The organism is Nocardioides caeni (genome assembly GCF_004912195.1).
GTDB classification, from domain to species: Bacteria; Actinomycetota; Actinomycetes; order Propionibacteriales; family Nocardioidaceae; genus Nocardioides; species Nocardioides caeni.
This window is the reverse complement of the sequence record NZ_STGW01000008.1, coordinates 111,959-125,071: the sequence shown is the minus strand read 5'-3', so window position 1 is coordinate 125,071 and position 13,113 is coordinate 111,959. Positions and strand designations below refer to the sequence as shown.

The following is a 13,113-nucleotide window of genomic DNA, read 5'->3' as shown; positions in this document are numbered from 1 at the left end:
AAGGGTCCCGCAGGCTCAGGCCTCCGGCATCAGCGCCCAGCCGGCGAGGTAGAGCAGGACCCCGCTGCCGAGGCCGAAGACGACGGCAGCGACGAGGAGGAGACGCACGATGGTGACGTCGATCCCGAGGTGGTCGGCGATGCCACCGCAGACGCCGGCGATCATCCGGTCGTCACGGCGACGGGTGAGCCTGCGGCCGCGGGTGCTGCTGGTGGACGGGTCGTAGTTGCTGTAGCTCATGCCACCACACTGCGCCTCCCCGCGCCTCCACCCCATCGGGATGAGCCCTGAACCGACCCTGATCCCGACCCCGGCAGGCGGCCAGCCGCCTGCGCAGCGCGACCTCTGCCTGCCACAATCATCCCGTGCCGGCCGCGCCGTCCTTCCGTCCCCAGGTGGTCGCCCATCGCGGCGCCAGCCACGAGCTCGCCGAGCACACGCTCGGCGCCTACCTCAAGGCGCTCGACGCCGGCGCCGGCGGCCTCGAGTGCGACGTCCGGCTCACCGCCGACGGCCACCTCGTCTGCGTGCACGACCGCACCCTGCGCCGCACGGCCGCCAACCGCGGTCTGGTCTCGACGATGAATCTCGCCGACCTGTCAGAGCTCGACTTCGCGGCGTGGAAGAACCCGTGGGCCGACCTCGACGACGAGGCGCCCGACGACGACGAGTCCTTGCGCGGGGTGCTCACCCTGCGCAAGCTGCTGGAGACCGTCGCCGACTACGACCGCCGCGTGGAGATGGCGATCGAGACCAAGCACCCCACCCGCTTCGGTGGGCTGGTCGAGAAGCGACTCGTCGAGATGCTGCGCGACTTCGGCTGGGACCGCGCCGGCTCGCCCGTGCGCGTCATGAGCTTCTCCTTCACCGCACTGCAGCGCATCGAGCGGCTCGCGCCCGAGGTCCAGCTGGTGCAGCTCGTCGACAAGCCCAACTCGTGGCCGATGCTGCGCCGGGTCATCGGACGGGACTGGATCCTCGGGCCCGGCATCAAGATGCTGCGCGAGCATCCGCGGACGCGGGAGAGCCTGGCCCGCAGCGGCCGCGACATCCACGTGTGGACGGTCAACAAGGAGAAGGACCTCGACCTCTGCCTCGACCTCGGTGTGAAGGCCGTGATCAGCGACCGGCCACGGCTCATGCTCGACCTGCTCGACACCCGGTTCGGCGCCTCGGAATAGTCTTCGCGGCATGGCGAAGAAGAACCGCACCAAGACGTCGGCCGCGACCGAGACCGCCCCCGGCGAGGTCGGCCCGCGCCAGCCCTGCCCCTGCGGCTCCGGCAAGCGCTACAAGGCCTGCCACGGCGCCCCCGGCGGTGGCGACGTCTTCGTCAAGCGTCCCTTCGAGGGCCTCCCGTCCGAGTGCGACCTGATCGCGTTGCGTGAGCTCGTGCCGGCCGCGACCGCCGTACTCCCACTGACGGGGGAGTACGCCGATCGCACGGTCAAGCTCTGCACGCTGCTGCCGATGGCGGCCCCCGCCATGGTGCGCGACAGCGGGGAGGTGTGGCTGGGGCTGCAGGTCCAGCACGCGTTCGGCGACCCGTCGCGTGACCTGGCCGCGGTGCTGCTGGCGGCCCTCGAGGCCGAGCCCGGCGCCGGCATGGTCGGCCTGACCGCTCCGCCCGGACCCGGGCCCCGCCTGCAGGACCTCGTCGCCGGCCCGGGTGACCCGGGCGCCGCCGGTGACCTGGCGGTCCAGGTGCACGAGGGCTTCGACTTCTGGGTCGCCGACATGGAGGAGACCTCCGAGCTGGCACAGGCCCTCGAGCAGGCCGACGGCGCGGCCGCGCCGACCGCGCGGCTGACCAGCGTGACAGCGGCGTACTGGACACGCATGGGTGCCAAGGAGCACCTGCGCTGGGTCATGCCCGAGCCCGAGGACCAGCTCCTCGACGCCCTCGCCCGGCTGCACGTGTCGGGCGACGACGTGATCGTGCCGGGCGCCCGCTTCGTCGGCATGTTCCGCGCCCACGGTCTCCTCGCCCCGGTCTGGGACCTCGAGGTCGGCACCGGTCCCGAGGCGCTCGAGGAGCCGGCCGAGGCGTTCAAGGCCAAGCTCGACGCCGCCCTCGCGGACAGCTCCGACCTCACCACCGAGCAGCGCTCTGCCCGCAACGGCCTCGCCAACCGCCAGGTGACCATCCGCTGACCACGAAGTTCGCCCCTTTCTCGCACGAAGTGCGCTGGTTTCTCACCCGAGGTACGCCGGTTTCTCGGGAGGGGTGAGAAACCCCCGCACCTCGAGTGAGAATCCCTCGTACTTCGTGCGAGAAACCGGCCAACTTCGTGGGGTCAGGGGAGCTGGAGTGCCCAGACCTTGAGGCGTGAGTAGCCCTTGACCGAGACCCGGCGCAGGCGTCGGAAGCGGTACGACGACCCCTGGCCCTCGGAGCCGTCGGGATCGCCCGCGCCGTNCCTCGCCGGAGCCCTCGCCGGAGCCCTCGCCGGAGCCCTCGAGCGCGTCGTGGAGGCCGAGGTCGACCAGCACGGTGTTGGGGCGGGCGATGGAGGTGAGCCGCGCGGCGATGTTGACGGTGGGGCCGAAGACGTCGCCCAGCCGGGTCACGACGTCGCCGAGGGCGATGCCGGCGCGGACCGCGGGGAAGTCGTCGTCGGGGTCGGCGCCACGGCGCGTCAGCTCGAGGGCGATGTCGGCCATCGCCGCGGCCGAGTCGGCGACGATCAGGAGCTCGTCGCCGATGTTCTTGATGATCCGCGCGCCCCGGTCGACGGTGAGGGCGAGCACGGCGCTCTCGAAGTCCTCCAGCCACGAGACGAGCTCGCGGTCGCTCAGCTCACGGGAGCGGGAGGTGTAGCCGACGATGTCGACGAAGCACACCGCAACCGTCGATGTCGCGCCGGCGCTGGATCCGGCGAGCAGCCGGGAGCCGGCGCTGAGGAGGTGACGACGCCACACATAGCTCTGCAGCTCCTCGACCCGCGGGGTCAGCTCGCCAGCAATGGGGAGGAGGCCGTCAGCGAGGTCGACGCCACTCTCGAGGGCGACGTCGGCCAGCAGCGTGGCCTGCCACTCCGCGAGCCGGGCGAAGCTGCGCCCCCACGTGCGGACGAGCCCGGCCTGCCGCTCCTCGCTGAGCACCCCCATCCCGACGAGGTCGCGCGTCAGGCGCAGGGCCCGCACGTCGGCGTCGGTGAAGGCGGCCTCGTCGTCGGGCACGTGGGCGAAGCCGAGCAGGTGCCACAGCTGGCGCGCCACCTCGACGGGTACGCCGGAGGCCTCGGCCACCTGCGCCTGGGTGAGGTGCGGCGTGGTGCCGAGCAGGTGCGCCTCGAAAGCGTCGACGAGGGCACCGGACGAGCCGCCGGGAGCGTCCCCGCCGGGGGCGGCGGGGACGTCGTCCGGCGTCATCGGTGGTGAGTGGTCAGCCGTCGGCGGGCATGCGCGACTGGGCGACCTCGACGAGGGCGTCGTGGAAGGTCGGCCACTCGGCATCGAGCTCGCGCAGCGTCTCGTCGGTGAGGTGGATGGTGTCGAGCTGGGTGAGGGCGACGATGGTCGCGCTGCGCAGCTTGTGGCCGACGATGGCGGCCTCGCCGACGATGTCGCCGGGGCCCAGCTGGGCGATCTCGGCGCCGTCGCGGCGGACCGACACGGTGCCGGACAGGATGACGTAGGCCTTGTCGGCGGGGGTGTCCTCCCAGATCGGGGACCAGCCCTCGGGGAGCTTCACGCGCCGTCCGGTCGCGCTGATCCGCGCGATCTCCTCAGGCGTGAAGTGCTCGAAGAACGTTGCCATTGCTGACCCTTTCGCTGTGCCGTACGTCGGCGTACGACGCCCCATGTGGCGCGCTGCTAGCTCCGACCTTAGTGTCGATCGCCCCTCCGGGGGAGGCTTGATGAGACTACTGTCACAACGTGTCAGGGATACCCGCGTTATCCCGCCGGTGCCGGCGACTCAGGAGAGCGCGCGGAACGGGTCGGCCGGATAGACGCCGAGGACCTTGATGTCGGTGGTGAAGAAGGCCAGCTCCTCGAGCGCCCGCGCGAGACCCGGGTCCTCCGGGTGTCCGTCGACCTCGGCCAGGAACTGGGTGGCGGTGAACTCCCCGCCGACCATGTAGCTCTCCAGCTTCGTCATGTTGATCCCGTTGGTCGCGAAGCCGCCGAGGGCCTTGTAGAGCGCGGCCGGCAGGTTGCGCACGTTGAAGACGAAGCTGGTGACGACGGGGCCGTTGCCGGCCGGAGCCTCGATCAGGTCCGGCGAGAGCACCACGAAGCGGGTGGTGTTGTGGTCCTCGTCCTCGACGTCCTCGCGCAGGATGTCGAGGCCGTAGATCTCGGCCGCCAGCGGTGGTGCGATCGCCGCCTGCGTCGGATCGGCGGCCTCCGCGACCTCGCGCGCGGCCCCTGCGGTGTCGCCGGAGATGATCGGGGCGAGGCCGAGCTCGCGGATGATCTTGCGACACTGGCCGAGCGCGTGGACGTGGCTGTGCACGGTCCGGATCGTCTCCACGCCGGCGCCCGGGTTGACCATCAGGTGGAACTGGATGCGCAGGAAGTGCTCGGCGATGATGTGCAGCCCCGACTCGGGCAGGAAGTGGTGGATGTCGGCCACCCGTCCGGCGATCGAGTTGTCGATCGGGATGAGCGCGAGGTCGCAGTCACCGCTCGCCACGGCCGCGAACACGTCCTCGAACGAAGCGCACGGCACCGCCTCCGCGTCGGGATAGTGCTGCTTGCACACGATGTGCGAGTTGGCGCCGGGTTCCCCCTGGTACGCGATGCGGGCCATGGGCCAAGGGTAGGGCGTGCCGCGGGGCCGCCCGGCCGGCGGTCGTCGTACGGTGACGGACATGGCTGCCACCCTCGCGATCCTCGCCCTCGTCGTCAGCCTCGCGGCCCTCGCCCTGTCGGTGCGTACGGCGACCGGCGCGCGTCGCTCGAGCGGTGACGACCTGCCGGCCGATGCGGCCGGCCTGCGCCGCGAGGTTGCCGCCCTCCGCGCCGAGGCGGTGGGGGCGCTGCGGCACCTGGCCGTGGTCCGCTACGACGCCTTCGACGAGATGGGCGGGCGGCTGTCGTGGTCCCTCGCGCTGCTCGACGACGCCGGCGACGGCGTCGTGCTCACCTCGATCCGCGGGCGCAACGAGGCCCGCACCTATGCGAAGTCGGTCGCAGGCTGGCAGAGCGAGCAGGAGCTGTCGCCCGAGGAGGCCGAGGCCGTCGCCCACGCCCGGATGGCGCGCAGCTGATCTCGTCGCACCTCAACCAACGGGGGGTCAGCGCGCAACGCGCACCAGCACCCGGCCGTGGATGCACTCCATGCTGAGGTCCGAGCCGGGGCCGATCGTGTCGCCGTCGAGCTGGCGCGGCACGTCGCCGTGCGCGCGGATGACGACCTTGCGGCCGGTCATCCGGGCGACCGACTCGCCCGCGTTGTGCTCGCGCCGGGTCAGCACCCGGACGAACAGCGGGATCCAGGACAGGAAGCGGCGGGGATAGAGCAGCACGACGTCGAGCTGGCCGTCGTCGATGGCCGCGTCGGGCAGGAGCACCATGCCGCCCTGCAGGCTGCCGACGTTGCCGACGACGCAGGTGCGGGCGCGGTGCTTGGTGAACGGCATGTCGTCGATGGAGATCTCGAGCTTCATCGCCGGGAACATCAGGCCCTTGAGGGCCGAGAGCACGTAGGCGATCCAGCCGACCTTCTTCTTCAGGTCCTCGTTGACGCCCTCCATGATCGCGGCGTCGAAGCCCATGCCGGCCATCACCATGAAGTGGGTGGGCTCCAGGCCGTCGCCCTCGACGGCGACCATGTCGATCGCCCGGTCCTGGCCGGTGAGCGCGATGTCGATCGCGGCGCGGATGAAGAGCGGGATCTCGAGGTTGCGGGCCAGCAGGTTGCCGGTGCCGGCCGGGACGATGCCGACGGGAATGCCGGTGCCGGCGAGCTCGGCGCAGACCTCGCGGACGGTCCCGTCGCCGCCGCAGACGATGACGAGGTCGGCGCCCTCGACGGCGGCCTGCTCGGCCTGGCCGGTGCCGGAGTCCTCGACGGTGGTGAGGTGCCAGCGCGGCTCGTTCCAGCCGGCCTCGCGGGCCATGGACGACACCATGGTCTGGAACTGCTCGACGGACTCGACCTTGATCGGGTTGAGGATCACGGCGAGGTCGCGGCTGGACGGATAGGCCTGCGGCAGCGGCTCGGCCTTGAGGGCGTGGCTGCGGGGGAGAGGGCTGTAGAGGGCGACGCCGAGGAGCACGATCGCGCTGCCGAGCAGCACGCCGCCGACCACGTCGGACGGGTAGTGCCGGCCCAGCAGCACGCGGTCGGCGGCGACGAGGACCACGAGCAGGACGACGACGCCGTCCACGATCCGGCGGATGCCCGAGCGACGCACCAGCATCGTGACCAGCACGATCACCAGGCCGCCGAACGCCGCAGCCGACGTGGCATGGCCCGAGGGGAAGGACGGGCTGTGCAGGAAGTAGTCCAGGTCCTGCCAGTCGGGTCGCTCACGGCCGACGAGCGCCTTGACGCCGCGCATCGCGACGGTGCTGAGCACCATGACCGAGACGATCAGGATCGCCGCGCGTCGGTGGCCCTTGATCAGCATCGCGGCGGCGAGCACGACCGTGTAGGTCGTCATCGCGATGACGTCGAAGGCGACTTCGAGCCACCGCAGGGGCTCACGCAGCCCCCGGTCGTCCAGCGCCCACGTCCGCACGGGCTCGCCGCGGTGGTCGACGTCGACCAGCCAGCCCCACTCGGCGTAGACCGCGATCGCGAGGACGGCGAAGAGGGCCAGGAGGGCGACGGCCCACAGCATCGGGGTCCGGCGTGGGCGATCGATCACTCGCCGTACTTTAGGCGGGCGGGGACGCGCTGTCGCAGTCAGCGCGGCGCCATGTGCCCGCGGTCGCTACGGTCGGGACATGTCCTCCCCGTCGTACGCCGCCCTCGGTCGCTCCGGTCTCGTCGTCTCCCGCGTCGGGCTCGGCTGCAACAACCTGGGCCGTCCGGGGACGGTCACGGAGTCGCAGGACGGCACGGATCGCGTGGTCGGCGCGGCCATGGACGCCGGCATCACGCTCTTCGACGTCGCCGACATGTACGGCGCCAGCCCCGGCCTCTCCGAGGAGCGGCTCGGCAAGGCACTCGGCGGTGGTCGTCGTGACCAGGTCGTGGTGGCCACGAAGTTCGGCATGGACATGCAGGGAGTCAACGGACCGGACTTCGGCGCTCGGGGCTCGCGCCGCTATCTGCGCACCGCCGTGGAGGCGTCGCTGCGCCGGCTCGGCACCGACTGGATCGACCTCTACCAGTTCCACACCCCCGACCCGGGGACGCCGATCGAGGAGACCATCGCCGCGCTCGACGACCTCGTCACGGCGGGCAAGGTCCGCTATCTCGGGCACTCCAACTTCGCCGGCTGGCAGATCGCGCAGGCGGAGTACGTCGCCCGCGAGCTCGGCGCCGAGCGATTCGTGTCGTCGCAGAACCACTACAACCTCATCGACCGTCGCGCCGAGCTCGAGGTGCTCCCGGCAGCCCGTCAGCTCGGGTTGGGTGTCCTGCCGTACTTCCCGCTCGCCAACGGCCTGCTCACCGGCAAGTACGCCTCGGGCGTGGCCCCGGAGGGCTCGCGCCTGACCCGCAGCCGCCAGCACCTCCTCGAGACCGCCGTGTCCCCTGCGCTCCAGGACTTCTCCGCCTATGCCCGCGACCGCGGGCTCACGGAGGTCGAGGTCGCCGTCGGCTGGCTGCTCGCGCAGGATCCGGTGACGTCGGTCATCGCCGGGGCGACCACGGCCGAGCAGGTCGTCGCCAACGCCGCGGCCGGTGGCTGGGCCCCGACGGCCGACGACCTGGCCGAGCTCGACGCCCTCTTCCCCGCCCCGGACCGGGTCGCCCTGTTCTGACTCGCCTTCGGTCGTCGAGTAGCCGCCGAGGAACGAGGCGGCGTATCGAGACGTGGTGAGGTGATGCCGGGTCTGGCCAGGTCCGGCGCGTTGGCTACGGTCCGTCTCGATACGCGGCTCGCTGGCGCTCGCCTGCTACTCGACGACCGGCGGGGGCAGACGGCCGGATAGCCTCAGAGCATGATCGACCCGCGTCTCCTCCGTGACGAGCCCGACCGCGTCCGTGCCTCGCAGGTCAAGCGCGGGGCCTCCCCCGACGTCGTCGACCGGGCGCTCGAGGCCGACGCCGCCCGCCGGGAGGCGATCGCGCTCTTCGAGGAGAAGCGCGCCGCGCAGAAGTCGTTCGGCAAGGACGTCGCCAAGGCGCAGGGCGAGGAGAAGCAGGCGCTGCTCGCGCAGGTCAAGCAGCTGGCCGGCGAGGTGAAGGACCTCGAGGCCGCGCAGACAGCCGCCGACGAGGCATGGTCGACCGCCCTCAAGGCGATCCCCAACGTCGTCTCCGACGAGACCCCGGCCGGCGGCGAGGACGACTTCGTCGTCATCGAGACCGTCGGCACGCCGCGCGACTTCGCCGCCGAGGGCTTCGAGCCGCGCGACCACCTCGAGCTCGGGCGCCTCCTGGGCGCGATCGACCTCGAGCGCGGGGCGAAGGTCAGCGGCAGCCGCTTCTACTTCCTCACCGGCGTCGGGGCCCAGCTGGAGCTGGCGCTGGTCAACCTGGCGATGGAGCAGGCCCGCAACGCCGGCTTCACGCAGGTGATCGCGCCCTCGCTCGTGCGGACCGAGGCGATGGAGGGCACCGGCTACCTCGACCAGGGCGGCGGGGAGGACATCTACCGGATCGAGGGGGAGGACCTCTACCTCGTCGGTACGTCGGAGGTGCCCATGGCGGCGTACCACTCCAAGGAGATCCTCGACGGCGCCAGCCTGCCCCGGCGCTACGCGAGCTTCAGCCCCTGCTTCCGCAAGGAGGCCGGCTCGCACGGCAAGGACACCAAGGGGATCATCCGGGTCCACTGGTTCGACAAGGTCGAGATGTTCGTCTACGCGACGCTCGAGGACGCGGAGGCCGAGCACCAGCGGCTGCTCGCGTGGGAGAAGGAGTTCCTGGACAAGCTGGAGCTCGCCTACCAGGTCGTCGACATCGCGGCCGGTGACCTCGGCGGCAGCGCGATCCGCAAGTTCGACTGCGAGGCGTGGATCCCGACGCAGGGCAAGTACCGCGAGCTGACCTCGACCTCCAACTGCACCGACTTCCAGACCCGGCGCCTCGAGACGCGCGGCCGCTTCGGCGACCGGACCGGACCGATCGCGACCCTCAACGGCACCCTGACCGCCATCACCCGCGCGATCGTCGCACTCCTCGAGACCCACCAGCAGGCCGACGGATCCGTGCGGGTCCCGAAGGCGCTGCAGCCGTTCATGGGCGGGCTCGAGGTGCTCGAGCCGGTGCGGTCGTGACCCGTCCCGGGCCCGGCGAGCCCGGCTGGCGGCCACGGCTGGTCGCCCTCGACATCGACGGCACCCTGCTGCGGTGGGTGGTCGGGCGCGGGATGAGCCTGGAGGAGGTCACGCCGGCGGTCCATGCGGCCGTCCAGCGGGCCCTCGATGCCGGGGCGCACGTGGTCCTGTCATCCGGGCGCGCGCCGTTCAACATGACCGGTGTCGCCGACCTGCTCGACCTGCACGGTCATGGCGAGAAGCTGTGGATCGTCGCCTCCAACGGCGCGGTGGTCCTGCGCTACCCGCCGGCCGAGGTGGTCCACGAGGTCACCTTCGACGCCCGTGCCGCGGTCTACGCCGTCCTGGAGCAGCATCCGGACGCGATCGTCGCGGTCGAGGAGCGCGGCGTCGGCTACCGCGTCTCCGCCCCGTTCCCCGACGGCGAGCTCGGCGGCGAGACCATCGTCTCGGACATCGCCGAGATGGTCGCGGGTCCGGTCAGCCGCGTCATCATCCGCGACCCGAAGGCGACCGCGGAGGACTTCGTCCGGCTCGCCGCCAACCTCGGTCTGCACGGCACGGACTACATCGTCGGCTGGACGGCGTGGCTCGATCTCGCGCCGGTCGGGATCACCAAGGCCTCCGGCCTGGAGTACGTCGCCGCCCAGCTCGGCGTCGACCGCGCCGACGTGCTGGCGATCGGTGACGGCCGCAACGACATCGAGATGCTGGAGTGGGCCGGACGCGGCGTCGCGATGGGTCAGGCCGTCGACGAGGTCAAGGCCATCGCCGATGCGACGGCACCGTCGGTCGACGACGACGGGGCGGCCGTGGAGATCTCCCGTTGGTTCCCGTCGCCCACATCTGGTGGGATGGACGCGTGACCCCGGCTCCCCCCGTCCGTCCTGCCGGCCGCCCGACGGCGCTGCTGCTGGCCCTTCTCGTTGTTGTGGTGGCCCTCGGCGCTCTCCTCGTCATGGGTGGCGGGCCGAGTGCCACCGCTGCCGCGAGTGCGCGGGTCGACGCCTGCGAGCCGGTCGACCTCGGCGACGATGCGGCGGTGCGAGCACGTGCCAAGGAGTCCGACGCCGTGTTCTACGCCCGGTTGCGCGCCCCGCAGAAGGGCGGCGCGACCGGCCAGGTCGTGAGCTGGCAGGTCCGGGTCATCGACAGCCTGGGCAGCCGGCTGATGCCGTCGCTCCTGACGGTGCGGTTCGACACCTCGATGGTCAGCGACGTCCGCGTGCTGCAGAACGGCGCGGACCTCGTGCTCTTCGCCAAGACCCCCACCGATCAGGAGACCACGGGCAAGGTGCTCGACGTCGACCTGTGCACGGGCATCGGCCGCGCGCCGGCCGGCGATGCGCTGACCCAGGAGCAGCGCGAGGACCTCGAGGCCACCCTCGTGGCCGGGACTGCGGAGGACCCGGCCGAGGAGTCGGTGCCTGTCGCCTTCGACGACAAGGATGACCGGTCGCTCTCGCTGGGCCGCACGGTCGCTCCGGGCGGGGCGTTGGTCCTCGCCGGCCTGCTCGGCCTCGTGCTGGTGTCCTGGGCGGGCCGCCAGCGCCGCTAGCGGTCAGTGGCGCCGGGTCAGAGGTAGAGGCCGCCGGTGGAGGAGCGCGGCTCCTCGCCGGGAGCCGGCGCGCCGGGACCGCCGGGCGCCTCCTCGGCGCCGGGGCCGCCCATCGCCATGCCGGGCGGCAGGGCGCGACGGATCTGCTCGAACTGGGCCCGCGCGGCCATCTGCTGGGCGTAGATCGCTGTCTGGATGCCGTGGAAGAGGCCCTCGAGCCAGCCGACGAGCTGCGCCTGGGCGATCCGCAGCTCGGCCTCGGTGGGCGTCGCGTCCTCGGTGAACGGCAGCGTGATCCGCTCCAGCTCCTCGACGAGCTCGGGGGCCAGGCCCTGCTCGAGCTCGGCGATGGACGAGCGGTGGATCGCGGCGAGGCGGTTGCGGCTGGCCTCGTCGAGCGGGGCCGCCTTCACCTCCTCGAGGAGCTGTCGGATCATGCTGCCGATCCGCATCACCTTGGCGGGCTGCTCGACCAGGTCGGTCAATGCCCGCTCGTTGTCGTCGTCCTGCCCATCCTCGGCGCCCTGCTCGACCGCGCTCGCCGGCACCGTGCCGATCGGCTGCCCGTCCGGACCCACGACCACGATGTGCTCCTCGCCCTGCTCGCTCATGCCCCCAACCTAGGCGATCCCACGAAGTGGGACTTCCCGGGGCGCGAGGTGGGACTCCGTGGGGCGCGAGGTGGGCCGACGTACGACGCCAACCGCACCCCGCGCGTCATCAGGGCGTGAGCAGCACCTTGCCGACCGCCTCGCCCGACTCGATGAGCCGGTGTGCCTCGGCGACCTCGTCGAGCGGCAGCACCGCGGAGACGACCGGTCGGACCCTGCCGTCGGCGACGAGCGGCCAGACGTGCTCGACGACGGAGGCGCAGATGGCCGACTTGCCGGCGACCGGACGCGAGCGCAGCGCGGTGGCGATCACGGCGCCGCGCTTGGCGAGCAGTCGGCTGATGTCGAGCTCCGCCTTCACCCCGCCCTGCATGCCGATGATGACGAGCCGTCCCTCATCGGCGAGGACGTCGACGTTGCGGGCGAGGTATTTCGCGCCCATGTTGTCGAGCACCACGTCGGCGCCCCGTCCGTCGGTCGCGGCCCGGACCACCTCGACGAAGTCCTCGTCGCGGTAGTTGATGGCGCCCTCGGCGCCCAGCTCGCGGCAGCGCTCGAGCTTCCCGGCGCTGCCGGCGGTGGTGAAGACGCGAGCGCCGCTGGCCGCAGCCAGCTGGATCGCGAACGTCCCGATCCCACCTCCGCCGCCGTGCACGAGGAACACGTCGCCCGGCCGCAGGCCCGCGACCATGAACACGTTGGACCAGACCGTGCACGCCACCTCGGGCAGGGCGGCCGCGGTGACGAGGTCGACGCCCGCGGGCACCGGCATCAGCTGTCCGGCCGGTACGGCGACCCGGCTGGCGTAGCCGCCACCGGCGAGCAGCGCGCACACCTGGTCGCCCACGGCCCAGCCGTCGACGCCCTCACCGAGCGCGGCGACGGTGCCGCTGCACTCGAGCCCGATGACCTCCGAGGCCCCGGGCGGGGGCGGGTAGAAGCCCTGTCGCTGCAGCAGGTCGGCGCGGTTGACCGCGGTCGCGGCGACGTCGAGGAGGACCTCGCCGGGCCCGGGCACGGGATCCGGCAGCTCGGAGACGGTCAGGGTCTCGGGTCCGCCGGATGCGGACTGGGTGACGGCACGCATGCGGCCAGTGTGTCAGCGGGACCTCCGCGCTGGTCATCGAGGAGCGAGCGTCAGGAGATGTCGGTGCGGACCTCGTCGAGGATCGCACAGGGGTCTCGTGACGCCGCGCTCGTTCCTCGCGGGGCTCCTCGGCCAACGGCGGGCGGCGTCAGACCAGTGAGTCGGAGTCTGAGTAGTCGGCGTCGGCGAGCTCCTCGAACTCGACGTCCTCGTCCTCGGCCGACGTGGCGCCGGCTGGTCGGTCCCACGACTCGGCGAGCGCCTGCGCCTTCGCGGCGAGTCGCTCGACCCGGTCGGGGTCGGCGCCCTGCTCGCCGGCGGCGACGCCGAGCAGGAAGGCGGTCACGGGGCCGGCGGAGTGATGGACGTTGTCGTGGGTGAGTCCCGCCAGGTCGGCCAGGAGGCCTTCGTCGGCCTCGGCCTCGATGTCGAGGACATCGCACAACTCGTCGATCCAGTCGTGGAGGTTCACCCGTCCAGAGTGATCCCCGATCGCCGCATCTGAC

Annotated in this window: 15 protein-coding genes; 7 read left to right on the top strand and 8 right to left on the bottom strand. The window is 72.0% G+C overall.

Translation table 11 applies throughout. The features are described 5' to 3' along the window. Positions 1–15 precede the first annotated feature (15 nt). Positions 16–240 (bottom strand): PspC domain-containing protein, encoded by a 225-nt coding sequence (locus E9934_RS13290; protein ID WP_136563374.1) that lies wholly within the window; start codon positions 238–240, stop codon positions 16–18. Positions 241–365: 125 nt separating this feature from the next. Between E9934_RS13290 and E9934_RS13285 the strand changes: the two genes are divergently transcribed. Continuing rightward, positions 366–1,181 (top strand): glycerophosphodiester phosphodiesterase, encoded by an 816-nt coding sequence (locus E9934_RS13285; RefSeq protein ID WP_136563373.1) that lies wholly within the window; start codon positions 366–368, stop codon positions 1,179–1,181. 10 nt (positions 1,182–1,191) lie between these two features. Beyond that, positions 1,192–2,154 carry a DUF5926 family protein gene (locus E9934_RS13280; protein WP_136563372.1) on the top strand — a complete coding sequence of 321 codons (963 nt, stop codon included), beginning with the start codon at positions 1,192–1,194 and terminating at the stop codon, positions 2,152–2,154. A gap of 42 nt (positions 2,155–2,196) precedes the next feature. Here E9934_RS13280 and E9934_RS13275 read toward each other — a convergent pair whose 3' ends face one another. The 3 genes from E9934_RS13275 to E9934_RS13265 all read right to left on the bottom strand — a co-directional run bounded on the left by E9934_RS13275 (position 2,197) and on the right by E9934_RS13265 (position 4,759). Beyond that, on the bottom strand, positions 2,197–3,111 hold the full coding sequence (locus E9934_RS13275; protein ID WP_477529283.1) for an adenylate/guanylate cyclase domain-containing protein: 915 nt from the start codon (positions 3,109–3,111) through the stop codon (positions 2,197–2,199). A 277-nt stretch (positions 3,112–3,388) separates the two neighbouring features. Next, positions 3,389–3,763: a Crp/Fnr family transcriptional regulator gene (locus E9934_RS13270; RefSeq protein ID WP_136563370.1), complete on the bottom strand. Its 375-nt coding sequence runs from the start codon at positions 3,761–3,763 to the stop codon at positions 3,389–3,391. Between the two features lie 159 nt (positions 3,764–3,922). Further along, on the bottom strand, positions 3,923–4,759 hold the full coding sequence (locus E9934_RS13265) for a prephenate dehydratase (protein ID WP_136563369.1): 837 nt from the start codon (positions 4,757–4,759) through the stop codon (positions 3,923–3,925). Positions 4,760–4,820: 61 nt separating this feature from the next. Between E9934_RS13265 and E9934_RS13260 the strand changes: the two genes are divergently transcribed. Beyond that, positions 4,821–5,219, top strand: a complete 399-nt coding sequence (locus E9934_RS13260; protein ID WP_136563368.1) for a DUF4446 family protein — start codon at positions 4,821–4,823, stop codon at positions 5,217–5,219. A 27-nt stretch (positions 5,220–5,246) separates the two neighbouring features. On the opposite strand, the gene E9934_RS13255 is transcribed toward E9934_RS13260, so the two are convergent. Continuing rightward, complete coding sequence (locus E9934_RS13255) at positions 5,247–6,824, bottom strand: bifunctional phosphatase PAP2/diacylglycerol kinase family protein (RefSeq protein WP_238694949.1); 1,578 nt, start codon at positions 6,822–6,824, stop codon at positions 5,247–5,249. A 79-nt stretch (positions 6,825–6,903) separates the two neighbouring features. On the opposite strand from E9934_RS13255, the gene E9934_RS13250 reads away from it, so the two are divergent. From E9934_RS13250 to E9934_RS13235, 4 genes are all read left to right on the top strand, one after another. Beyond that, positions 6,904–7,890, top strand: coding sequence for an aldo/keto reductase (locus E9934_RS13250; RefSeq protein ID WP_136563367.1), 987 nt, complete (start codon positions 6,904–6,906; stop codon positions 7,888–7,890). 180 nt (positions 7,891–8,070) lie between these two features. Beyond that, positions 8,071–9,351, top strand: a complete 1,281-nt coding sequence (serS, locus tag E9934_RS13245; protein ID WP_136563366.1) for a serine--tRNA ligase — start codon at positions 8,071–8,073, stop codon at positions 9,349–9,351. Further along, on the top strand, positions 9,348–10,217 hold the full coding sequence (locus tag E9934_RS13240) for an HAD family hydrolase (RefSeq protein ID WP_136563365.1): 870 nt from the start codon (positions 9,348–9,350) through the stop codon (positions 10,215–10,217). Before serS ends, E9934_RS13240 begins: the two co-directional genes overlap by 4 nt. Then, a complete protein-coding gene (locus tag E9934_RS13235) occupies positions 10,214–10,909 on the top strand; it encodes a hypothetical protein (protein ID WP_136563364.1) in 696 nt (231 codons plus the stop codon). The genes E9934_RS13240 and E9934_RS13235 overlap by 4 nt, the downstream gene beginning before the upstream one ends. Before the next feature lie 17 nt (positions 10,910–10,926). Here E9934_RS13235 and E9934_RS13230 read toward each other — a convergent pair whose 3' ends face one another. From E9934_RS13230 to E9934_RS13220, 3 genes are all read right to left on the bottom strand, one after another. Then, complete coding sequence (locus E9934_RS13230) at positions 10,927–11,520, bottom strand: bacterial proteasome activator family protein (protein ID WP_136563363.1); 594 nt, start codon at positions 11,518–11,520, stop codon at positions 10,927–10,929. A gap of 109 nt (positions 11,521–11,629) precedes the next feature. Next, on the bottom strand, positions 11,630–12,607 hold the full coding sequence (locus E9934_RS13225; protein WP_136563362.1) for an NAD(P)H-quinone oxidoreductase: 978 nt from the start codon (positions 12,605–12,607) through the stop codon (positions 11,630–11,632). Positions 12,608–12,755: 148 nt separating this feature from the next. Next, positions 12,756–13,079, bottom strand: coding sequence for a DUF6457 domain-containing protein (locus E9934_RS13220; RefSeq protein ID WP_136563361.1), 324 nt, complete (start codon positions 13,077–13,079; stop codon positions 12,756–12,758). Positions 13,080–13,113 lie beyond the last annotated feature (34 nt).

Coding starts and splice junctions, on each gene's coding strand:
- E9934_RS13250 (WP_136563367.1), top strand. CDS start 6,904: ATGTCCTCCCCGTCGTACGCCGCCCTCGGTCGCTCCGGTCTCGTCGTC.
- E9934_RS13260 (WP_136563368.1), top strand. CDS start 4,821: ATGGCTGCCACCCTCGCGATCCTCGCCCTCGTCGTCAGCCTCGCGGCC.
- E9934_RS13265 (WP_136563369.1), bottom strand. CDS start 4,759: ATGGCCCGCATCGCGTACCAGGGGGAACCCGGCGCCAACTCGCACATC.
- serS (WP_136563366.1), top strand. CDS start 8,071: ATGATCGACCCGCGTCTCCTCCGTGACGAGCCCGACCGCGTCCGTGCC.
- E9934_RS13280 (WP_136563372.1), top strand. CDS start 1,192: ATGGCGAAGAAGAACCGCACCAAGACGTCGGCCGCGACCGAGACCGCC.
- E9934_RS13290 (WP_136563374.1), bottom strand. CDS start 240: ATGAGCTACAGCAACTACGACCCGTCCACCAGCAGCACCCGCGGCCGC.
- E9934_RS13270 (WP_136563370.1), bottom strand. CDS start 3,763: ATGGCAACGTTCTTCGAGCACTTCACGCCTGAGGAGATCGCGCGGATC.
- E9934_RS13225 (WP_136563362.1), bottom strand. CDS start 12,607: ATGCGTGCCGTCACCCAGTCCGCATCCGGCGGACCCGAGACCCTGACC.
- E9934_RS13230 (WP_136563363.1), bottom strand. CDS start 11,520: ATGAGCGAGCAGGGCGAGGAGCACATCGTGGTCGTGGGTCCGGACGGG.